The 22,113-nt window shown below is 58.0% G+C and carries 20 protein-coding genes; 8 read left to right on the top strand and 12 right to left on the bottom strand.

From position 1 onward, the window contains the following. Positions 1-172 precede the first annotated feature (172 nt). The 3 genes from ACOTTU_RS07135 to ACOTTU_RS07125 all read left to right on the top strand — a co-directional run bounded on the left by ACOTTU_RS07135 (position 173) and on the right by ACOTTU_RS07125 (position 3,753). The gene (locus ACOTTU_RS07135) at positions 173-631 is read left to right on the top strand and encodes a GAF domain-containing protein (RefSeq protein ID WP_425656929.1); all 459 of its coding nucleotides are present in this window, start codon (positions 173-175) and stop codon (positions 629-631) included. A gap of 157 nt (positions 632-788) precedes the next feature. Beyond that, positions 789-3,134, top strand: coding sequence for a cache domain-containing protein (locus ACOTTU_RS07130; RefSeq protein WP_425656927.1), 2,346 nt, complete (start codon positions 789-791; stop codon positions 3,132-3,134). Continuing rightward, on the top strand, positions 3,118-3,753 hold the full coding sequence (locus ACOTTU_RS07125; RefSeq protein ID WP_298917614.1) for a response regulator transcription factor: 636 nt from the start codon (positions 3,118-3,120) through the stop codon (positions 3,751-3,753). Before ACOTTU_RS07130 ends, ACOTTU_RS07125 begins: the two co-directional genes overlap by 17 nt. Before the next feature lie 375 nt (positions 3,754-4,128). Here the strand turns inward: ACOTTU_RS07125 and sucD are convergent, their stop codons facing one another. From sucD to ACOTTU_RS07105, 4 genes are read right to left on the bottom strand one after another with little or no spacing between them, the layout of a single operon-like run. Then, the gene (sucD, locus tag ACOTTU_RS07120) at positions 4,129-5,025 is read right to left on the bottom strand and encodes a succinate--CoA ligase subunit alpha (protein ID WP_425656926.1); all 897 of its coding nucleotides are present in this window, start codon (positions 5,023-5,025) and stop codon (positions 4,129-4,131) included. A gap of 13 nt (positions 5,026-5,038) precedes the next feature. After that, positions 5,039-6,214: a malate--CoA ligase subunit beta gene (locus ACOTTU_RS07115; protein ID WP_425656924.1), complete on the bottom strand. Its 1,176-nt coding sequence runs from the start codon at positions 6,212-6,214 to the stop codon at positions 5,039-5,041. A gap of 16 nt (positions 6,215-6,230) precedes the next feature. Continuing rightward, the gene (locus ACOTTU_RS07110; RefSeq protein WP_298917605.1) at positions 6,231-7,172 is read right to left on the bottom strand and encodes an HpcH/HpaI aldolase/citrate lyase family protein; all 942 of its coding nucleotides are present in this window, start codon (positions 7,170-7,172) and stop codon (positions 6,231-6,233) included. A 33-nt stretch (positions 7,173-7,205) separates the two neighbouring features. Then, positions 7,206-8,408, bottom strand: coding sequence for a pyridoxal-phosphate-dependent aminotransferase family protein (locus ACOTTU_RS07105; RefSeq protein ID WP_425656921.1), 1,203 nt, complete (start codon positions 8,406-8,408; stop codon positions 7,206-7,208). 137 nt (positions 8,409-8,545) lie between these two features. On the opposite strand from ACOTTU_RS07105, the gene ACOTTU_RS07100 reads away from it, so the two are divergent. Beyond that, a complete protein-coding gene (locus ACOTTU_RS07100; protein ID WP_425656919.1) occupies positions 8,546-9,949 on the top strand; it encodes a helix-turn-helix domain-containing protein in 1,404 nt (467 codons plus the stop codon). Between the two features lie 4 nt (positions 9,950-9,953). On the opposite strand, the gene ACOTTU_RS07095 is transcribed toward ACOTTU_RS07100, so the two are convergent. From ACOTTU_RS07095 to ACOTTU_RS07070, 6 genes are read right to left on the bottom strand one after another with little or no spacing between them, the layout of a single operon-like run. After that, complete coding sequence (locus tag ACOTTU_RS07095; RefSeq protein WP_425656917.1) at positions 9,954-11,315, bottom strand: NAD(P)/FAD-dependent oxidoreductase; 1,362 nt, start codon at positions 11,313-11,315, stop codon at positions 9,954-9,956. Then, complete coding sequence (locus ACOTTU_RS07090) at positions 11,293-12,843, bottom strand: trimethylamine methyltransferase family protein (protein ID WP_425656915.1); 1,551 nt, start codon at positions 12,841-12,843, stop codon at positions 11,293-11,295. Before ACOTTU_RS07090 ends, ACOTTU_RS07095 begins: the two co-directional genes overlap by 23 nt. Next, the gene (locus tag ACOTTU_RS07085; RefSeq protein WP_425656913.1) at positions 12,840-13,598 is read right to left on the bottom strand and encodes an NAD(P)-binding domain-containing protein; all 759 of its coding nucleotides are present in this window, start codon (positions 13,596-13,598) and stop codon (positions 12,840-12,842) included. Before ACOTTU_RS07085 ends, ACOTTU_RS07090 begins: the two co-directional genes overlap by 4 nt. Further along, positions 13,595-15,085, bottom strand: coding sequence for an aldehyde dehydrogenase (locus ACOTTU_RS07080; RefSeq protein WP_425656912.1), 1,491 nt, complete (start codon positions 15,083-15,085; stop codon positions 13,595-13,597). The genes ACOTTU_RS07085 and ACOTTU_RS07080 overlap by 4 nt, the downstream gene beginning before the upstream one ends. Beyond that, on the bottom strand, positions 15,085-15,990 hold the full coding sequence (locus ACOTTU_RS07075) for a dihydrodipicolinate synthase family protein (RefSeq protein WP_425656910.1): 906 nt from the start codon (positions 15,988-15,990) through the stop codon (positions 15,085-15,087). The genes ACOTTU_RS07080 and ACOTTU_RS07075 overlap by 1 nt, the downstream gene beginning before the upstream one ends. Beyond that, the gene (locus ACOTTU_RS07070) at positions 15,980-16,684 is read right to left on the bottom strand and encodes a GntR family transcriptional regulator (protein ID WP_425656908.1); all 705 of its coding nucleotides are present in this window, start codon (positions 16,682-16,684) and stop codon (positions 15,980-15,982) included. The genes ACOTTU_RS07075 and ACOTTU_RS07070 overlap by 11 nt, the downstream gene beginning before the upstream one ends. Before the next feature lie 317 nt (positions 16,685-17,001). On the opposite strand from ACOTTU_RS07070, the gene ACOTTU_RS07065 reads away from it, so the two are divergent. Continuing rightward, the gene (locus ACOTTU_RS07065; RefSeq protein WP_425656906.1) at positions 17,002-18,003 is read left to right on the top strand and encodes a D-cysteine desulfhydrase family protein; all 1,002 of its coding nucleotides are present in this window, start codon (positions 17,002-17,004) and stop codon (positions 18,001-18,003) included. 128 nt (positions 18,004-18,131) lie between these two features. Here the strand turns inward: ACOTTU_RS07065 and ACOTTU_RS07060 are convergent, their stop codons facing one another. Then, a complete protein-coding gene (locus tag ACOTTU_RS07060) occupies positions 18,132-19,208 on the bottom strand; it encodes a sodium-dependent bicarbonate transport family permease (RefSeq protein WP_425656905.1) in 1,077 nt (358 codons plus the stop codon). Between the two features lie 94 nt (positions 19,209-19,302). Here ACOTTU_RS07060 and ACOTTU_RS07055 point away from each other — a divergent pair, with 94 nt between their 5' ends. Continuing rightward, positions 19,303-20,205, top strand: coding sequence for a LysR family transcriptional regulator (locus ACOTTU_RS07055; protein WP_425656903.1), 903 nt, complete (start codon positions 19,303-19,305; stop codon positions 20,203-20,205). Between the two features lie 108 nt (positions 20,206-20,313). On the opposite strand, the gene ACOTTU_RS07050 is transcribed toward ACOTTU_RS07055, so the two are convergent. Beyond that, positions 20,314-20,598, bottom strand: coding sequence for a DUF2312 domain-containing protein (locus tag ACOTTU_RS07050; protein WP_298917569.1), 285 nt, complete (start codon positions 20,596-20,598; stop codon positions 20,314-20,316). A 217-nt stretch (positions 20,599-20,815) separates the two neighbouring features. Between ACOTTU_RS07050 and ACOTTU_RS07045 the strand changes: the two genes are divergently transcribed. Further along, positions 20,816-21,058 (top strand): hypothetical protein, encoded by a 243-nt coding sequence (locus tag ACOTTU_RS07045; RefSeq protein WP_298917564.1) that lies wholly within the window; start codon positions 20,816-20,818, stop codon positions 21,056-21,058. Positions 21,059-21,121: 63 nt separating this feature from the next. Beyond that, positions 21,122-21,985, top strand: a complete 864-nt coding sequence (locus ACOTTU_RS07040; protein WP_425656901.1) for an MBL fold metallo-hydrolase — start codon at positions 21,122-21,124, stop codon at positions 21,983-21,985. Positions 21,986-22,113: the final 128 nt, after the last annotated feature.

Here is a 22,113-nt window from a genome sequence, read left to right as displayed (position 1 = left end):
AATTGCCTAGGTAAAAGCCCCAATACTCAACAAGTCCGTATCAAGGCATAATCCGATGTCCTTCGCTTTCATTCGGAGCCCGGTGTTGCCTGTCCACGATAAAAAGAAACCCGGCAGATTGCCTGCTTCATCCGAAGCGCTTGGCGGCCTCGTTGCATTGCAGCGACGGCTCTTGCAGCGTCGAAAAAAAGCAGCGCCCTTACATCTGATAAACACTCACACAATCTCAAAAACGCTGAATACCACGGGTGCCTTTATATTCCTGTTTCATCGAAATGAGGTTGAAAATACCGCTCCTGCACCAACACCCGCCCAAAAACATGACCAGATTATGCGTGATCAGGCCTTTTCATTGGCATGTCACGTTCGTGAAATTGGGCGATTACTGGCCATTGATGATCTTTATGCGCATCCATTGGTGCGTCGCCAGGAAATTCTGTCGGGCCACTGTATGACGGCTTTTATCGGCGCTCCGGTCCGCTGCGAAACAGCACAGGTTCTGGCGGTTGTCTGTGCCATCGACGCCAAGGCACGAAAATGGAATAGTTGCGACATCAGTCGCTTAGAGCGAATTGTCGCTCAAATCGAAAGCTGCCCCGTGTGGCTGTCGAAAATATGTGGCACAAGGTAGTTGATTATAAAAAAACCTTGTTTCTGATAATGCTCATGAACCTGCGGCCTTTTCTCCAACCCTGTTTCTCGACGGTCGGAACACTATTGATCATAATCCAGTTCCCCGGCACCATTGGCATCCACTACGTCGATGGAATTGAGGGGCTGTCGTCTGCATGAGAATTTCACTTGGAATGGTCTTGGCTCTTTGCCTTGCCGGTCTGCAGTTCATCGCGGTCACGATTGTGGTCTTCTCCTCCTTTCTCACCTCGGAAAAGGTTTTGCTGACGCACGCGCGCGATCTGCTGAGCGACGTGGGCACGAACACCATTGAACACTCTAAGGGGTTCCTGAAACCGGCGAGGGGTGCTGCGGAACTTGCAACGCGACTTGCCGAAAGCGAGGTCATTTCCAGCGACAACTTCGAGCAACTGGAAAAGCTGCTGTTTCAGCAGCTTCAAATATCTCCGCAGTTTGCCGGTGTCTTTTATGGGGATCAGACGGGCAATTTTGTCTATGTGATGCGCAGTGGCGGCCCGGGGCCTTTCCGCTCCAAAATGATCATGTGGAAGGAAGGTGATCGTTTCACCGATCTGATTTGGCGCAACAATTCCTATTCTATCGTGGAGCAGCGCAACGATCCCAGTGATACCTACGATCCCCGGAGCAGGCCCTGGTATCAAACAGCCAGCGATCAGCAGGGAAGCATCTGGACCGACCCCTACATCTTCTTCACCTCACAAACGCCTGGCATCACCGCCGCATCGCCGGTCTTTGACACTCTTGGCAATCTGCGCGGTGTCGTCGGGGTGGATATCGAAATTGACGCGATCTCTGAATTCCTCTCAAGGCTGAATGTAGGCAAAAGCGGTAGCGCTTTGATTCTGAACAGAAACGGCGATGTGATTGCGCACCCAAATCAGGAACTGATCCGCACCAGGAACGCTGATGGCACCTTCCGTTTCGTCAATATCTCCGAGATCGGAGACCCGGTCGCCCGGGCCGCTTTCGGGCATCTGAAAAACGCCACTGATCTGTCCGTAGACCGCGAGATTTCGTCCAGATTTGATTATGGCGGGTCGACCTATGTGTCGACGGTCATGCCTGTCATCAGCGAAGAATTGCCCTGGACCATTGCCGTCTATGCGCCCGAGGCAGATTTCACGGGTCAGATCAAAGCGAACCGGACGCAAAACGTGTGGATCGCTGCGACGATTGCCCTCATTTCCGGGATTTTCGGATTGGTTTTGGCGAACTACATCCACAAACCCGTGCGCGCCTTTGCGGTAAGATCGTCATTGGTGTCTCAAGGTGAGGTTTCCGCCTCTGAACCACTTCCCAATACCTACCGCGAATTGGAACGGGCAAATATGACGCTTGTGCAGGCGATTGCCGAGCGCAAGAAATCCGAAGCGGAGTTCGGCCGCACTTTCGATTTGGCGTCCAGGGGCATGGCTCAGATGCAGGCAAAGACCGGCCAGATCACACGGGTGAACGCGCGGTTTGCAGATATGTTGGGCTATACCGATGCTGAAATCCTGAAACTGACGGCCCATGATATCTCTCATCCGGATGATCCGGTTGCTGCATTTTTCTTCGAAGATCGCGGCAACACGAGGTCCGAGTACCTCCATGAAAAGCGTCTTTTGCGCAAAGACGGCGGCGTTATTTGGGTCAGTGAAAACGTCATCGTGATCCGTGATGATGCTGGCACGCCCTTGCACGCGGTTGTAACCGTGGATGACATCACCGAACGCAAGGCATCTGAGCGCAAAATACAGCAGCTCAATTGGGATCTCTCCCATTCGTCGCGTGTTAATGCCATGGGTCAGATGGCAACAAGCCTGGCTCATGAGCTGAATCAGCCGCTCCTCGCGATCACCCAGAACATGGATAGCGCGCTTTTCCTTCTGAAGGAGAACGCGGGCGACATCGCGGAGCTCGAAACCATTCTTCAGGAAACCGACAATCAGGCCCACCGCGCGGGCGACATTATCAAGGCGCTGCGGGGGTTTGTCAAAAAAGACGGAGCTGAAAAGGCCGAATTTGATTTTGAAGAACTTCTGGAACAAACACTGCAGTTGATGCGTTCGGAAGCCAAGGAGTACGGCGTTCACATCACGACGGCAGCGTCCGGCGTGGACCCTGTCTACGGATCACGTGTGCAGATCGCACAGGTTCTGGTGAACCTTCTGCGGAACGCGATTGAAGCCATCGCGGAAGGTGGCGGCGACGCACGACAGATAACGCTGTCGGCGAGCAACATAGACAACGGCGTCATGATCGACGTGGTGGACACAGGGCCCGGATTTGACCCAACCAATGATTTGTTTGAGCAGTTTGAGACGACGAAAGAGGACGGAATGGGATTGGGATTATCGATTTGCCGCACAATTGTTGAGTCGCACGGAGGCAAGCTCTGGTATCAAACGGACGAGAACGGCCACTCCCGTTTTTGCTTCACCATTCCAGCGCTAGTACCAAAACGGGCACAAGAGAAACTAGATGAATTCAGTGCCTGAACCTTGCGTATTTATTGTCGACGATGATGACGACATCCGCACTTCGCTGTCCCGGGCGCTGCGTACCCGCGGCTACCTGACGGAAACCTTCTCGTCTGCAACGGACTTTCTGGACGCCTGTGGACCTGATCAATCAGGCTGTTTGATCCTCGACTATGGCATGCCCGGAATGTCGGGGTTGGAATTGCAGGAATTGCTTGTCACCCGTGGCTATTCGCTCCCTGTAATCTTCATCACCGGCCACGGTGGGGTCCCTGAATCTGTGCGGGCCATGAAGTTGGGCGCGATTGATTTTCTCGAAAAGCCCTTCCGCCAGGAAGTGTTGATCAAACAGATTGACGCCGCCCTGGAACTCGACGCTCAGGGGCGACGGGGTCGCGACCGGGCCCGAAATGCGAAAGAGCGTTTCGAAAAGCTGACCGACCGGGAAAAGGAAATCGCGGAAATCCTTGTGTCAAACCCGTCCAGCGCGTCGAGCAAGGACGTGGCACGGCATCTCGATATCAGCCCCCGCACGGTCGACCATCATCGGGCGCGCATTCTTGAAAAGCTGCGGGTCAATTCGGTCGCGGAATTGGTCGATTTGTGCATTAGTACGAAGCTTTTCGAAAAGCCCTAACAGCGCATAGGTAAAACTACCTAGGTAACCACACCAATTTACGATTTCGCACTCATATTGCATAAAAGTCTAACGATGTGAGTGTTGAATGTAGGGAAACGTGAGCACAGTTCTGTGCAAGCCGTTAGTGAGTGAGCGAGTTTCGATAGAAGTGCAACTCGATGATATTTTTCGCATCCGGACGATGATTTCGAGCAGTTAATGCTGGGGCAGTCCGGACTGGCGTTGCGACCTGGGTCACATTGCAGGTTGCGACGCGCTTGCACGCTGGATTTGAAATTTGTAGCACCAAGATATTTATGGGAGGCCCGTAGTGATCATATCACTGCGGGTCTTTCTGTTCTCCGGGTTCCTATTTTGAAGTGGTCGAGATCGTCACGCCGCTTGCTGCCGCGCCAACACATCGGCGACCGTGGCCCCCATTGCCGACGGGTTTGGCGCGACAGAAATGCCAACTGCGTTCAACATTTCGACCTTCTCTTGAGCACTTTCGCCAAAAGCCGAAATAATCGCTCCTGCATGACCCATTTGCCGCCCTTTCGGCGCGGAAAGCCCTGCAACATAAGCAATGACCGGTTTCGTCATGTGATCTCGGACATAGGCCGCAGCTTCGGCTTCCTGCGGTCCGCCAATCTCGCCGATCATCATCACGGCATCAGTGTCAGGGTCGTGTTCGAAGAGCTCCAGAATGTCACGGAAAGACGAGCCGTTGATCGGGTCGCCGCCGATGCCGACCGATGTTGACACCCCGATACCAAGGGCTTGCAACTGGCTCGCAGCTTCATATCCCAGGGTTCCCGACCGCCCGACGATGCCAACCCGTCCGGGCGTGTAGATGTGGGGTGGCATGATACCCATAAAACCCTTGCCCGGTGAAATGACGCCCGCGCAATTGGGGCCAATAAGCCTCATTTTTCTGTCACGGGGATAGCGCCGAAGAAACCGTTTCACGCGCATCATGTCCTGCGCTGGAATGCCGTCAGCGACGCAAACGGCGGTTCGGATACCAGCGTCCGCCGCCTCCATCATCGCATCGGCGGCAAAAGGGGGTGGAACAAACATCAGGCTGGCGCTGGCGCCCGTTGCCTCTACGGCTTCGCGCACAGTGTTGAAGACCGGACGGTCAAGCACGGTGGTGCCGCCTTTGCCCGGCGTGACGCCAGCGACGACATTGGTACCGTTTTCAATCATTTCCGCTGCATGGAACTTGCCAATCCGGCCCGACATGCCCTGAACAACAACCGTTGTCGTCTCGTCAATCAAAATCGCCATCTCGTCTTCCTCCCTATGCTGCCGCGGGCTGCGCACGCATCGCCACAGCCGCATCCGCAGCTTCGGCCAATGTATCTGATGCCGTGATGGGTAAACCGGACGCCCTCAGGATTTCCTGCCCTTCCGCCACATTGGTTCCGGCAAGCCGGACGACGACCGGCAAGTTCAGACCAATCTCGCGATATGCCTGGACGACGCCTTCGGCGATCCAGTCGCAGCGGTTGATTCCGGCGAAAATGTTGACAAGTATCACACTGACATTCGGGTCAGACAGGACCGTACGGAACGCCTTGCAAACGCGGTCCGGCCCCGCACCGCCGCCGATGTCAAGAAAATTGGCGGGCTCTCCCCCGGCCAGCTTGATCATGTCCATCGTTGCCATCGCCAGCCCGGCACCGTTGATGATGCAGCCGATATCACCGTCAAGCCCCACGTAGGCCAGCCCATTATCTGCCGCCATGGCTTCGCGCGGGTCCTCTTGACTGGGATCGCGCAGCGCGGAGACCTCTGGACGGCGATATAGCGCGTTGGTGTCAAAGCTCATTTTTGCGTCCAGCGCCACCAATTCGCCCGCACCGCGGATCACCAGTGGATTGATCTCCACCATCATCGCGTCCAGATCGCGATAGGCGCGGTAGCAGGCGCGCAGAACGTTCACCATCTGCGCCACCTGCCCGCCTGTGAGCCCGAGGGAGAACGCCAGCTCACGCGCCTGAAATTCTGCCAATCCAACAGCCGGATCAACGATCATGCGCCGCAGGCTATCGGGGTCTTTTTCGGCCAAATCCTCGATCTCCATCCCACCATGGGCCGAGGCCACGATCATGATCCGCTCGGTTTTCCGGTCGAGCACAAAGCCGAGGTAAAGTTCCTGCTGGATATCAGAGGCTTCCTCTACCCAGAGACGAAAAACACCTTTGCCCGCAGGGCCGGTTTGCTTGGTGACAAGCTGCTTGCCGAAAAGCTCCGCGGCGCATTTGCGCACCTCGTTTTCGGTATTGCAGAATTTGACACCACCTGCTTCGCCGCGCCCGCCCGAATGGATCTGCGCCTTGACCACCCAGGCGTCGCCGCCGAGTTCGCGGGCGCGATAACCTGCCTGTTCGGGCGAATAGGCCACACCGCCACGCGGCACCGGCACGCCAAAACCCGCGAGAATTTCCTTGGCCTGATGTTCGTGAATGTCCATGCTGTCGTCCTCCCGGTCAGACTTTTTCTGCAATCGCCTTGGCCACTTCAATGACGTTGCGCGCCATTTTTTCCGACGCCGCGTCGATCATCTTGCCGTCAAGTGACGCGGCACCTCTGCCTTCAGTCTCGGCCTTTTTGAGCTCTTCTATGATCCGCTCGGCTTTAGAAACCTCTGTCTCCGGTGGGCTGAAAACCTCATTTGCCATAGCGACCTGGCTGGGGTGGATGGCCCATTTGCCTTCACACCCAAGCGCTGCCGCGCGGCGTGCACCGGCCTTGTAGCCTTCGGGATCGGAGAAATCACCAAACGGTCCGTCGATCGCGCGCAACCCATAGGCCCGGCAGGCAATGACCATACGCGTGATCGACGCATGCCATTGATCGCCGGGGTAATCCGGGTTGAGCCCGCCGATATTCACCGTGCGCGCGCGCATCGAGGCGGCGTAATCAGCCACACCGAAATGCAGCGCTTCAAGGCGTCCGCCAAATTGCGCAACCGCCTCCACATTGGCCATGCCAAGCGCCGTTTCAATCAGGGCCTCAAGACCGACACGGGTTCGCAACCCCCGCGCCTGTTCGATCTGGTTGACCATCGCATCGACCATATAGAGATCAGCGGCCACCCCAACTTTGGGCACCAGCAACGTGTGCACCCGGTCACCCGCCTGTTCCATCACATCGACCACATCGCGGTACATGTAGTGTGTGTCCAACCCGTTGATGCGCACGGAGACGGTTTTGCCCCGGGCGGTCCAGTCGATATCGTTCAGCGCCTGAATGGCATTGCGGCGCGCCTGTTCTTTTTCCGGCGGGGCCACTGCGTCTTCGAGGTCAAGAAAAACGTAATCCGCATCCCCGCTGGCCGCCTTGTCGATCATTGTGGGGTTCGACGCAGGCACAGCCAGTTCGGAGCGTTGAAGACGTTGTTTTTTCAATGGATATAAGGTGTGAGACACTGGGTTTTTGTCCTTTGGTAGAGAAGATGACTGTTATTCTGCGGCAACATGGAAATGCCGCTCTGTCTGCACGTCGGAGACGAACCAGCTTTGTGCTGCCGCAACGCCAGAGCCCATTTCCAATCGCACACCTGCGCGGATCAGGGCCATTTCGGCGACCGACAAGGCGGTCAGGCACATACCTTCGTTCAGGTCACCAATATGTCCGATCCGGAACACTTTGCCCGCCAGCCGCGCCAACCCGCTGCCGAGCGACGTGTTGTAATCTTCATAGGCGATGCGGATCACGTCGCGCGCATCCACGTCCTGCGGCGTGCGGATCGCAGAAACCGTGTTGGAATAAAGCGATGGATGCTCGGCGACCAGATCAAGACCCCAAGCGGCAACACCGCGGCGCACGCCCTCGGCCAACCGCGTGTGGCGCGCGATGACATTGTCCAGCCCTTCCGTGGCGATCCGGTCGAGCGATTTGCGCAGCCCATGCAGCAATTGCGTGGGCGGCGTGTAAGGGAAATAGCCATCAGCGTTCATCTTCACCATGTCGCCGAAATCATAATAGGCCCGGCGCATTGTCGAAGTTTGCGACATCTCCATCGCCCGTTCGCTGGCGGCTAGAATGCCCAGACCCGCAGGCATCATCAGCCCTTTCTGGCTGCCGGTGATGGCCAGATCGACGCCCCAGTCGTCCATCCGGAAATCGAGCGATCCGATGGAGGACACACCATCCACAAACAAAAGCGCGTCATGGAAGTTTTCATCGAGCGCCCTGCGCACCCCGGCCACATTAGAAGTCACGCCGGTTGCAGTTTCGTTATGCGTGACAAAAACCGCCTTGATTTCGTCATCCGTGTCTGCCGCCAGCTGCCGTTCAAATTCCTTCACCGGCGCGCCTGCCCCCCAGGGAACATCGACAAGGAGTACATCAAGACCAAGACGTTCGGCCATCTCTGCCCAGAGGGTCGAAAACTGGCCGTGGCGCGCCATCAGAACCTTGTCACCGGGGTTGAGCGTGTTGGTGATGGCCGCTTCCCAGGCGGAGGTTCCGGAGCCGGGAAACATCATCACCTGACCTTTTTCCGTCCGAAAAATCCCTTTGAGGTCGCTAAAGAGACTTAAGGTGACATCCCCGAAATCCGGCGCGCGCATGTCCTGCATTGGGACGTTCATGGCCTGACGCACGTCTTCCGGCACATTTGTGGGGCCGGGGATGAACAGATGGGTGTGACCGGTACGCATGAGGCTCTCCTTTAAGATTTCGTCAACCATGCAACCATCAAGGGTGCAGGTAAAACGGAACCGGGTCCTGCTGTGGATGCAAAAATTTACAAACAATAACATTTGTAAACTTGTAAACTTTTCAGTATTGAGCGGTCATGAAGACTTTTATTGGACCCAAATTGCGACGGCTGCGCACGGACAACGGGCAAACCCAGGGTCAAATGGGCAAGGCTCTGGGCATCAGCACGTCTTATGTGAATCTGCTGGAAAAGAACGAGCGCAGTGTCTCCGTGCCGGTTCTGTTGCGGCTGCTCGAAGTTTACGGTGTCGACTGGCGCGATCTGGTCGAAGACGATGACACCTCCAAACTGGCGGATTTGCGCGGTGTCTTGCAGGATCCCCTTTTCGAAGCGGATCGCCCGGATCTGACACAGCTGCGCGGTGCCTTGACCCATAGCCCGGATCTGGCCACCTGTTTTTTGCGGTTGCATCAGGCCTATCTGGCGGCAACCGACCAGTTGATGAGCGTGGCACAAGCCGGTGACAATGCGCAGACGTCGCTGCCCAAATCCACTGAGTCCTCCGTCCACAATTTCTTTCGCAAGAATGATAATTATTTTCACAGCCTGGAATTGGCGGCTGAGGCTTTCTGGGTCGGTCAGAAAATTGCGACCGATGACATCTACGCCGCGCTCAAAACCCGATTGTATGAAACACTGGGCTTGAAGGTCCGCGTTGTTCCAGTGGCCGAATTGCCCGATACGCTGCGCGAATATAGTGAGGAGCGGCGCGAGATTCTACTGTCCGAAGCGCTCGACCACCCCAATCGCGTCTTTCAGCTTGTGCATGTCACCGGGCTCATCGAACAACAGGACACGTTGGATGACCTGCTCACCAAATCCGGTATCAGCGATGCTTTGGGGCGGGCGCGATGCCGGGTTGAGTTAGCCAACTATTTTGCGGCGGCGGTGCTGATGCCCTACGGCCCCTTTCTGGCAGAAGCACTGGCCAGCGAATATGATTTTGACCATGTGGCCACGCGGTTCGGGGTCAGCTTTGAGCAGGCCTGCCACCGGGCGACGACCTTGCAGCGCCGTGGCGCCAAAGGCGTTCCCTTTTTCTTTCTCAGGATCGACAAGGCCGGCAATGTGTCCAAGCGGTTCAATTCCACCGATTTCCAACTGGCCGAGTATGGCGGCGCTTGCCCACGGTTGGACGTCCACACATCCTTTCGAACACCGGGCCGGATCGTGCCGCAATTTGTCGAAATGCCTGATGGCAGCCAGTTCTTTGTCTTTGCCCGCACAGTGGACAGGCCCAGCGTGACGCGGTTTGCGCAGGATGTACGTCTGGCGGTTGCGATGGGGTGCAGCACCGAACATGTCGACGCCATCGGCTATGCCGAAGGGCGCAGCCTGAGTGCTGTTCGGATGACTCCTATCGGGATCAACTGCCGCATCTGCCCACGGGTCACTTGTGACCAGCGCGCGCATCATGCGGTGGTTCTGTCAGACCCGGTGGATGAAAAACGGCGCGGTGCCACCCGCTATGCAAGCTGACGGCTTATAACTCGCGACCGGCCCGCGCCTCCCCCCAGCGCAGCCGCGCATAGGCACCGATTTTCGCAAGAGATAGCGGCGGCAAGAGCTTTGGCGCTGCCGCTGACAAGGCCCGGTCCAGCGCGGGAGAGCCGATCCCGTTTGCCGCTTCTGCCGCCAGAACACCTGCCAAAGTGCCCTTGGCCGTGCCCAGACCGTTTTGACAACACGCCGACCAGAGCCCCGGTTCCAACTCACCGATCACCTGCACGTTGTTGAGGCTCAGACACAACCGCCCACCCCAGCGATAAGCCATGCGCGTGCCCGCCAGCATTGGAAAGCGCGCGGCAAAGGCGCGGTCGTGATCCTGCGCCACCCGTGCTATGCGCCTGTCATCCACCTCCATGCCCGGATCAAAGGTAAACCGGTTGCGCACGACGATCCGGTCACCACCGATGCCCGAAATACGCCGCACAGTTGTCCCCAGCGGGTCGGCGGGCGTCACGCCCCAAGTAGATGCGCCCCCGAGCGTCTGACATGCCTCCGCAGAAAGCGCCTGCGTCATCGAGGCATAGGTAAAGACATGCATCAACCGCCCCGCCATATGGCCAAAGCTTTCCAGATGACCGTTCACCGCCAGGATCACATTGGGGGCCGTGACCTTGCCTTTGGGTGTTTGGGCCGTCCAGTCACCCTTGCGCGTCAACCCGGTGACCGGGCTCATTTCATGCAAGACGACCGAATTTGACACCAACCCCTTGGCAACGGAACGCACGTATAATGCGGGCTGGATCATCACCGCCCCCGGCGTGAAAAGACCGCTTTGATAATAGTCCGTACCGGTCAGCGCCTGCATTTCCGTGGCATCCAGAAGTGTGTGTTTCTCACCCATGGCGGTCAGATGCCGGGCATAATCCTCATTGTGTTGATGACCCTTTGGCGTAGCGGCGGCGTTGATCTTGCCCGAACGCGCAAAGGCCTCCTCGCTCAGGTCGAAATCTGCGGCCATTTCCGCCGCGAAATCTATGCCGCGCCGGTTGTCCGCCGTTTGCGCCGCATCCGCCTCCAGCGCGCCGCCATAGTTTTCGGACGCAAGATCATGCGGCAGGTCGATCATAAAGCCGGAATTGCGCCCGGCGGGTCCTTCACCAACGCGACCGGCTTCCAGAATGACGATGCGCGCGCCTGGGCAAAGCTGTGACAGACGTCTTGCGGCGGACAACCCGGCAAAGCCTGCACCAATCACCAGCCAGTCCGCAGTGGTATCTGCCTCCAACGGCAGCGCCGGTGCTGCGGGGGGCAAAAGGCAGTTCCAGCCAGCCGGGCCGGGATCACGTGGGAGACGGGTAACCTGCATCGGCCCGTCAATCAGTCTGGTTGAGCGCATCGGCAGCGGGAATCTCGCGTTCGCGCCGCGCAATGTAGTCCCGCAGGGCCTCATCCGTCGCCACGTCGAGTTTCGGCTCCTCATAGGTGTCCAGAAGTTCGCGCGCGCGCTGCAATGCGCGCTGGGTGATTTCAACGCTGCCTTCGGCCTGCCATTGTTCGATAGAGTTGTTGTCGAACATCTCTGGCATGAAAAACGCGCGCTGGAAATTCTCCAATGTGTGGGGGTGCCCCAGGTAGTGCCCGCCGGGCCCGACATCGCCCACCGCCCGCAACGCTTCGTCAAAGTCATCCCAATTGATGCCCTGCGCCATACGATACCCCATCGCGCACATCTCCGCATCAACGACGAATTTGGCCATAGAGCAATGCATGCCGGCCTCGTTCCAGCCCGCCGAATGCCAGATGTAATTGGCCCCCGCCATCAGCACCGCATTCAGTGTCATCGCACTCTCATACCCGGCCTGCGCATCAAAGGTCTTGGCCCCGCCAAGCGTGTTCGACGTGCGCCACGGCACTTTGTAAAACCGCGCCATCTGCCCGATCATGAAATTCATCAGGCTGATTTCCGGGGTCCCCGCCATGGGTGCGCCGGATTTCATCGATACGGTGCTGAGGTAATGACCATAGATCGCCGGTGCGCCCTTGCGGATCACCTGTGTATAGGCGAGCGCGCTCAGCGCTTCGGCATTCAGTTGCGCAACGGTCGGCGCAACGGAAGCAGGCGTATTGGCCCCGCCCAGCACGAAAGGCGAGCACAGCACCGGCTGATTGCGCCGACAAAACGCCCGCATCGCGCCCAACATGGTTTCATCCCAGACCAGCGGTGAATTGCCGTTGCAATTACCGGTCACCACAGGATGGGCATCGATGAAGTCATCGCCAAAGAGAATAGCCGTCATATCAAGCACATCTTCGGCGTTCTTCGGGCTGGTCGTCATGCCCATGAAGGTCTTGTCGGAATGCTTCATCGAGGAATAGGTGATGCGCAGATGCCGCTGACTGATCGGGTGATCATAAGGCTCCACGATGTGATGCGCCGAGGAGTGCATGCTGGGCAGCATATGGCTGAGCTTGTGGAAATTCGCCAGATCCGTCAGCGTCGGATTGCGCCGCACGTCGTCCAGATCACGCAGGTAGGGCGCGCCGGTCATGGGCACAAAAATCGCATGGTCCTTGCCGAAAGGCAGGTTATTGGCCGGATTGCGCGCGTGATAGGTGAAGGTTTCGGGGATCGTGGCGATCAAATCGCGCACGAGGGCGCGGTCGAGATGCACGCGCTCGCCCCGCACATCGGCTCCGGCGCGCTTCCAATCCCCCAGGGCAATCTCGTCGCGGAAGACCACACCGACGTTTTCCAGAATATCCATTGAGGCCGCGTCGATGCGCGCCACCTGCTCTTGGGTCATCGGCTCGGTCAAGGGCAGGTTCCGCTTCAGCGCGGGCAGCATGGTCACATCACGTGTCTGGCGCTGCGACTTGCGCGCGCCGCGCCCGCGCCGCGTGGTGCCGACGGCTGCCACGCTCATGTCGTGCCCTCCAGCCTGTTGCCAATCGCGGCCATGGTGTCGCGCAGCGCAGCATGCGTGCCTGCTGCCCGCAAGCTTTGGGTCATTTGCAGGCTGATCGTGCCTTTTGTTGCCAGCGCATCGCGTTCCCGCGCCAGCGCCCCGGCCTCTTTGGTCATGGCGCTCAGATAGCCGCCGATCAACTGCGCGGCGTAGAAATCTGACTGCGCCGCGTCACCGGTTTCCTCTGCCAGCCATTGCGCGCCTGTGGCCATCAGGTCAAGCACTCCCGGCAGCATCGCGCAGACCGCAAAATGCATGTTCAGCGCGCGTTCATCGGTGACAGCAAACACAGGGTTTTCCGGGGCAAAAAGCGCGCCCAACAGCTGCGCATCGGGACAGGCTGGCAAGGGGCATCCGCCCTGTTCGAGATAGCCCAGCGGGATCGTCGCCACGATCTTAGAGGCAGGAGCGCAAAGCGTGCGTAACCGCGACAGAGACACTCCCGCCATGACGGTAACGATCTGTTGGTCTTTGCGAAACACCAGCGTCTCAAGCACCGCCTCGGCGATCAGCGGGCGCAGACACAGGAAAATCACATCGCTGTCGTCCAGGACCGCCTGATTGGGCGCAACGGTGACGCCATGGCTCTGCGCCAGCGTATGCGCGACCGCCGCATTGCGGTCAGAGACCGTCAGGTGATGCCCCTTGCCGACCAGAAACCGCACCATGGGGGCGGCGATATGCCCGGTGCCAATGAACCCGATGCGGCTCATGAGATTGCGTCTCCGTCTGCCGGGTCGGTCAGGTCAATCCAGATCGTCTTGATCTCGGTATACTGATCATGGGCGTGCAAACCATTGTCGCGCCCGCCGAAACCCGATTGCCGGTAGCCGCCAAAAGGCGTGCTCATATCGCCTTCGCCGTAGCAATTCACGGTGACGGTCCCGGCGCGAATGTCACGGGCTGCGCGGATTGCCTGACGTGTATTGGCGGTGAAGACCGAGGCCGCCAGCCCGTAATCGGTGTCATTTGCGACCGCGATGGCCTCTTCGGTCGACGCGACCTCAATGACGCTCAGAACGGGGCCAAAAATCTCCTCCCGCGCGCGCGGATCTTCTCGGCTCACTTCATAAATGGTTGGGGGCACAAACGGCCCATCGGCTTTGCCTCCCGCAAGCGCCTTGCCTTTCAGATACGCACCAACCTTGGCCACGTGACCCGCATCAACAAGCGCGCCCAGATGATTGGCCGGATCCAGCGGATCGCCGGTTTTCCACTCCCTCAGGCGGGCCTGGATACGCGCCATCAACGGCGCTTTGACATCGCGGTGCACGATCAGACGGGAAGCGGCGGAGCAATTCTCCCCCATGTTCCAGAAGGCGGCATTGACCACATGGGCGGCCACGTGATCGAGGTTTTCCGCATCCGCCAGCACCACCGCCGGGTTCTTGCCGCCGCATTCCAGCACAACCTTTTTGAGGTTGCTGTCGGCTGCATAGTGCAAAAACCGCCGACCCGTTTCAGTCGATCCGGTGAAGGAGACCATATCCACATCCATGTGCCGCCCCAACGGCTCGCCCACCGACGGACCATCCCCCGGCAATACCTGCAAAACGCCTCGCGGCACGCCCGCCATATGGGCCAGTTCCGCAATCCTGAGCGCAGTCATGGAGGTCTGTTCCGCCGGTTTCACGATCACCGAACACCCCGCCGCCAGCGCCGGGCCGATCTTCCAGGCCAGCATCAGCAGCGGGAAATTCCACGGCAAAATCGCCGCGACCACCCCGATGGGTTCGCGAACAATGACAGAGAGCGCATCATCGCCCACAGGGGCCGTCTGATCATAAATCTTGTCGGTGGTTTCGGCGTGCCACTTGATGCAGTGAATGGTTTCGGGAATGTCGATCTCTTCGCAGTCACGGATGGGCTTGCCGGACTCGAGACATTCCAGCACCGCCAGATCCCGTTTGCGCCGCGTGATGTATTTGCACAGTTTGATCAGCACATCCTTGCGCGCCGACGGATGCATGCGCGCCCAATGCCCCTGCTCAAACGCCTCGCGCGCCTTTGTCACGGCAAGCGCCACATCCTCTGGCCCGGCGGTGGAGATTTGGGTGATCTCCTCTCCGGTCGCGGGGTTCAGCGTGGGCATCAATTGCCCCGTTCCTTTGCGGAACTTCCCGTCTATGAAGGGTGTCGCGGGAAAATCAAGCTCAGCGGCAATGGCGGCATATTCCGCGTGGGTCAGAAGGTCGGTCATCAAAAGGCTCCCGGAATGGCGGCAATGGTGGTGTTCATCGTGCGGATGACTTCTTCCAACGCGCGTTTGTCGTCTTTGTTCAGCGGTTGCAGGGGTTTGCGTGGCGGGCCTGCCGCGATGCCGCGCATCGTCACGCCATGTTTGATGCATTGAATGAACTTGCCGCCCTGTTCCAGCACACGCATGAGCGGCAGCATCGCCGACATGATCGCCCGTCCGCGGGTAAAATCGCCATCCACCGCACAGGCGCGATACATCGCGATATGCGCTTCGGGCGCAAAGTTTGACCCCGCACAGACCCAGGACCGCGCGCCCCAGGCAAAAAACTCCAGCGCCTGATCATCCATCCCGCAGCTCAGCGCGATATGCGGATAGTCCCGTGCCAGCATGTGCAAGCGGTCGGGATCGCCAGAGCTTTCCTTGATGGCGCAGAAATTCGGGCTGCGGCCCAAACGGTCGAGGCATTCCGCGTCCATGTTCACACTCATCCGCCCGGGGTAGTTGTAAAGCATCACCGGCAGGTTCACGGCGCGGTCGATCGCCAGAGCATGCAGCGCAATCTCGCGTCCTGTCGGATAAGCATAGGGCGGCGTGGCCACCAGCAAAGCATCGGCACCCACGTCCTTGGCCGCCTGCGCATAGGCAATGCTGTCTTCGGTGCGAATGGCCCCGGTGCCGACGATCATCGGGACACGGTCCCTGATGAGATCCTTGCAGCGGCGCATCATCTCAACCCGTTCGTCCATGGATTGGGCATAATATTCGCCGGTCGTTCCGGCCACGATAAGGCCCTGTACGCCCGCGCCAATCAGATGCTCCACGGTCTCAACCAGCGCGGTCTCATTGAGCGAAAAATCATCGTTGTAAGGCGTGATCAGCGGCGTGTAGATACCTTCAAACTGCATTTCGGTGATCCTTGAGTGAAACAACATCGACAGGCAAAGGATCAGGACGCACGTAGCGCTCCATCCGATCCCGGGACAAATCCCAATGCTGCAAAGATAAATCCAGAGCCAGCGGGGCCTCATAAGCCTCGATCGCAGAAATCATCGCATCATGCTGCTCTCCGGCCTTTTCAATGCGGCGCTCTTCTTCTTCGGACGCGGGCCTGTAAAACCGCTGGCTGAGACGCGTGTGATCAATCAGCAGCCGGCCCAGCGAAGCCACCAGATAAGGATTGTGGGCCATCTGTCCGATCACGGCATGGAAGTGATGATTGGCCAAAGCCGCAGTTTGCGCATCATTGGCAGCTGTCGCCTTGGTAAAGGCCCTCTGTGCCTCCTTGAGGTCCTCGAGCTGCGGGCCCGTCCGGGCCTCTGCGGCCAGACTTGCGATGTTTGCATAGATCATCGGGGCCGTCTGAAAGAACGTCCGCATGGTTCCGATGTCCATCGAGGCGACCTTTGAGCCGCGGTTTTCCGTGCTGGAAATATACCCGGCCCCCGCAAGCCGATGCAGCACTTCGCGCATTGGGGTTCGCGAAATCCCGTAGTGTTCGGCAAGGGCCGTTTCATCCAGATCGCTCCCGGGTGCCAAATCTGTTGACAGGATGCGATGCTTCAGATCGTCCAGACATTCATCCTTGGTCATCTTGCGCATAGTGAGGTTCTCATCAATCACATTCTAATGTATACTTTTTGTATACATTCGGAATTTCCAGTCAACCCCCCTTTGCGGGCTCCATCACGTGGATGCCCGTAAGCATATGTTTCGAAACACCCCTTTGTGGATCAATTTGCGGGCAAGTTTTGGATAAACCCCAAAGCGCATCCCGACCGACGTCACAGTGCCAATCCTCAATTTCGCCAAGCTGTTCAGATTTTTGGACCTCCGAGCACCAACCTGATACGCTCCCATGGGATGTCTCATCCGCCTTCGCAATCGTGTGACTGCAATCACCAAAAAAGGGAGTGTCTATGCCTTTCGCCCGAGCAGAGCTGGTCAGCGCCATTACACCCATTGAACATCTGCCTAATCTGTCGGCCCGTCTGGGCATCGATTTGCACATCAAACGCGACGATCTGGCCGGCACGACGATGGGCGGTAATAAATCCAGGCAATTGGAATACTACCTAGGCGCGGCGCAGCAAAAGAACGCGCAGACCGTCCTGATCACCGGGGCCGTTCAGTCCAATTTTGTCCGCACGGCCGCGGCCTCGGCAGCGAAACTCGGAATGCGAACCATCGTGCAACTGGAGGATCGCGTCCCGGATGTGGACGCACTTTATGGATCTAATGGAAATGTGCTGCTGGCGCGCCTTTTGGGCGCGGAGGTCATGCGTTACGCTGCAGGCGAAGATGAAGCCGGGGCAGATGCCGCTCTGCGTGAACGCGCCGAAATTGAGCGCAAGGCAGGTCGCGTGCCCTACGTCATTCCGCTTGCTCTGGGCAATCCCCCACTGGGCGCTTTGGGCTACATGCGCGCCGCCGAGGAAGTCGTCAGTCAGGACGCCGATTTCGACGTTGTTGTCATCGGCTCCGGTAGCGGATTGACGCATGCAGGAATGCTCGCGGGATTGCGTTCCATAGGTCAGCCCGCACGGGTCATCGGCAGCTGCGTGCGACGCGATGCAACGCAACAGACGCAGCGGATCAACACCGTTCTTGAAGCCCTCTCGGAATTGTTGGGCAGCAAGGTTCCGGTCACCGACGCCGACGTCGTCATCTGGGATGGAGCATTCTCGCCCGGCTATGGGCAACTGGGGCCAAGCGCCGCGCAAGCCATGGCCATGATGGCACAATCAGAAGGCATCGTTCTGGACCCGGTTTATACAGCCAAGGTCTTCGCCGCGATCCCGGCGTTGGTTGACAATGGCGAAATACCCGAAGGGAGCCGGGTGTTGTTCGTGCATACTGGGGGCCTGGCTTCCCTCTTTGCCTACCAATCGTCATTGGAAAATGCCTTCCCTCACCCCTGAACGGCCGTTTTGCGTCATGGATGAGAACTCATTTGCCGCAAATGCCAAGCGGACCTTCGCGCCCTTTGGCAGAAGGTCCGCAATCTGGCCAGCAGGTAAAACGCGGCCGACTCTCGGGCTGGCCCGCCTTACCAGCCAATGAAAACCTCCGCCAAGGCGATGAACATCGGAATGCTCAGAATGGCGACCGGCGTTCCGATGCCGGTTGACGTCCCGACATAGGCCGATGAATTGGCTTCGGGCAACGCGCCGCGCAACGTTGGCGGACCTGAAATGTCGGAGCTTGACGCCGCCATTACCGACAACAAAACCACGCCGCCCGCAGAAAACCCGGTCAGCTCATGCGCAATATATCCTACGCCAAAGCCAAGCAAACCGTGAAGGATAGGAGCCGCAATGCCATAAAGAATATAGGCATGCGCAACTTTGCGTAGCTCTGCGATCCGCAGCCAGGCCTCCATCCCCATGATCAGCATCAGGATGGACAGAAGGCCCCGGAACAGAGGTTCGTAGAAACTCCGATAGACAGAGTCCGGTTCAGCAAGGATGCCAAGAGCCAATCCGACAAGCAGAGCCGAAATCGCCGGGCTTCGGAACGTGTCGACAAGGATGCCACGCAACAGACCGGGCTCGATCGTACCAGCGGGTGCCGATGGCCGCCCGGCCGCCCCAAACCTGGCCAGTGTACCATCCGCGTTGACGGGTACGTCGGGCGCCGTCCGCCGCGCAGCGCTCAGCTTTGCCATGACAATTGCCGTCACAAGTGCCGCGATGTCCATGAAAGGATATAGCGCACCGATGAACCCGTCGTACGGAATGCCGCCGTCATCAAGGATTGCCATGCCTGCCGCCAATGTTGACGCCGATACCGCCCCAAAGAGGCCGGCGGTTGCCAAACCGTCAATCTGCGACACGCCGCGCCAGCGCGCCAGAGTCCAACTGCCCAAGAAAACGATCATTATGCCCACAATCGCCGCCCCGATGGCAGGCACAAAAAGCTCGACGAAATTGGCTTCTCTGACAGAGATTCCCGCGCCCATACCCACTTTCAGCAGCAGCAGGATGACGATGAATTTGTAAACCGGATCAGGGACTTCAAATTTGCTGCCCAAAGCTGCAAGCAACATGCCTGCAATCAGGAAGGCGAGCGTGGGTTTCTGAAACTGGTCAACCAACGTGCTGAGAATGGTGAAGAGGGTATCCATCGGCGGTTCCTTTCGTGTCTGGAACGCTGATACCGCGCCTCAAAAGAATATAAAAATATATCTTTTTGAATGATTCATTCTATTTAATATAACAATGGGTCAATTGAACTATCATCATCTGCGCTATTTTCGGGAGGTTGCCATCGAAGGGCACATGGGGCGTGCGGCGGCCCGGTTGAACGTCTCCCAATCCGCCCTTTCTATTCAAATTCGACAGTTGGAGGCCCGCCTCGGGCATGATCTCTTTGACCGTGTTGGCCGGAGCCTGGTGTTGACCGAAGCAGGCAGGATCGCGCTTGATCACGCGTATCGGATTTTTACGGCTGGCGACGACTTGCTGGCGACACTTCGGCAGAGCAGCACAACCAGCCCGCCGTTGCGGGTCGGGGCGCTCTCAACGCTATCACGCAACTTTCAACTCCAGTTCCTGCGCCCGTTGCTTGCAACGGCGGAATGCAACGTTGTCCTGAAATCGGGCAATACGAAAACACTGCTGGCCGATCTGGAAACCCTGGCGCTCGACGTGGTGCTTACGACAGAAATGCCACAGAGCGGGTCCACTTCGGCCTTTGCCGCGCAAAAGCTCAGCGAGCAACCGGTCGGCATTCATGGACGTCCCGAGCGCCTCAACTACGGCTCGCTCACATCCCTTCTTTCCAATGAACCGCTGATCCTGCCGACCGAAAGCGTCATTCGGGCAGGCTTTGAGAACCTGATCGCGCAACTGGACATACGACCGCGCATCGCAGCCAACGTCGACGACATGGCCATGGTGCGGTTGCTGGCGCGTGAGGGCGCTGGTCTTGCCATAACGCCGGCCGTGGTTCTGGCAGATGAAATTGCGAGCGGAACGGTCAAGACCGCGCCTTTTGATCTGGAAATCATGGAACCCTTTTTCGCGGTGACGCTCCCCCGAAAATTTCCCCACCCAGCACTTCGTGATCTGGTACAGGCGCGACTTCCAGACGCGCCAGAAAAATCTTATTCGGGCAGCTGAAAGAATGCGCCCGACCCACGGCTGAAACGGGAGGCGCCAGCATTTGTGGCCGCGTCAATCCGAAAACTGTTTGGCCTTACGTCAACCCTGATCGAGCTCCCGGAGGCACTACATTCCGAGTGCTTCTTTGTACATTTCCAGCACCGCTTCTTCTTCGGCGATATCGTCCGCATCGCGCTTGCGAAGCGCGATGACTTTGCGCATCACCTTCGTATCATAGCCGCGTGCCTTGGCCTCGGCCATGACCTCTTTTTGCTGCTCAGCGAGGTCCTTCTTTTCTGCATCCAACCGTTCGATCCGCTCAACAAACTGACGCAGCTCATTGGCGGTCACGCGGTAGGTCGCATCCCCCGGGGCTTCGACAACGGCAGGGTCAGTTGCAGTATCACTCATGGATGGTTCCTTGCATTTCCAGTTTGACGGACGGGCCTTGCCTAGCGCTCCGATCTCATCGCTGCAAGCGGCATTCATGGCCCGAGGCGTAAGAAAGAGAAAAATGGCATGACATCAGCCCCTGCGGCGGCAGGTTCTTTCCAACGCCATCTCCGGGCCTAAGTTTTACACCAGCTTTTACTTGCGCCGCTCAAAGGGATTGGGTAGCGCTGCACACATGGAAAACGCTGGCACCACTTCGGTTTTTGATCTGCTCATTTGGGGCGGAGCGCTGCTGACCCTTGCGGGTTTTTTGGGCCTGATCTGGTGTGTCATCTATATCGCGCGCGCCCGGAAAGCGCAGCTTGAGGATGAGGAAATGCGTGCCAAGCTGAAAAAGGCGCTGCCGATGAACCTCGCGGCGCTATTTCTTTCTGTGATTGGACTTATGCTGGTGATCCTCGGTATCTTCTTGGCATAGCGGGCACCCTTGCCAGAAGGAAGTGCTCCGGCCTAATCTGGTCAAAACAAGGGAGCCAGCACAATGTCCCCACATGTAAATGCATTTTTCGACGCAGCAACAAACACCGTCAGCTACGTCGTGCAAGATCCCCAGGGCTCATCCTGCGCGATCGTCGACTCCGTTCTGGATTTTGACCATGCCTCGGGCCGTACAAACACGACATCCGCAGACAACGTAATCAGCTTTGTCGAAACCAACGGGCTACAGGTACAGTGGATTTTGGAAACCCATGTGCATGCCGATCATCTGTCAGCAGCGCCCTACCTGCAGGACAAGCTGGGGGGCAAAATCGGTATCGGCGATCAAATCACAGAGGTACAGAATACCTTTGGCAAAGTCTTCAACGAAGGCACTGAATTTCAACGGGATGGCAGCCAGTTTGACCGGCTTTTCGGCGACGGAGACAGCTTTCATATCGGACAGATGCGGGCGGACGTCATGCATACCCCCGGGCATACTCCGGCCTGCATGACCTACGTCCTGGGCGATGCAGCCTTTGTTGGTGACACGTTGTTCATGCCGGATTTCGGAACCGCCCGGTGTGACTTCCCCGGGGGCTCGGCACATGATCTCTATCGCTCGATCCAACGCATTCTCAGCTTGCCGGATGACACCCGCATTTTTGTTGGCCATGATTACAAAGCGCCCGGTCGCGAAGAATTCGCCTGGGAGACAACTGTTGGTGCGCAGAAAACCCGAAATGTCCATATCGGCCAAGGGCAGGACGAGGACAGTTTTGTCGAAATGCGGCAAGCCCGCGATGCAACGCTTGGGATGCCAAAGCTGATCCTGCCGTCTTTGCAGGTTAACATGCGGGCGGGCAACATGCCCGAACCCGATCAGAATGGCGACGTGATGTTAAAATTGCCGATCAACAAGCTCTGATGGCGTGTTCAGGGACGAGCGCAACACTCCGGGTCGAGGTCAACAGAATGTGTAGTGCAATTTTGCGAAAACCGGCAGTCGAGGGAAAGCTGCAGACTGGACACCGCATTTCTCTGGCCATAGGTCTT

It is taken from the genome of Roseobacter sp. EG26, from assembly GCF_049830555.1.
Taxonomy (GTDB): Bacteria; Pseudomonadota; Alphaproteobacteria; order Rhodobacterales; family Rhodobacteraceae; genus Roseobacter.
The sequence above is the reverse complement of the archived record's forward strand: the minus strand, read 5'-3'. Positions and strand labels throughout refer to the sequence as shown.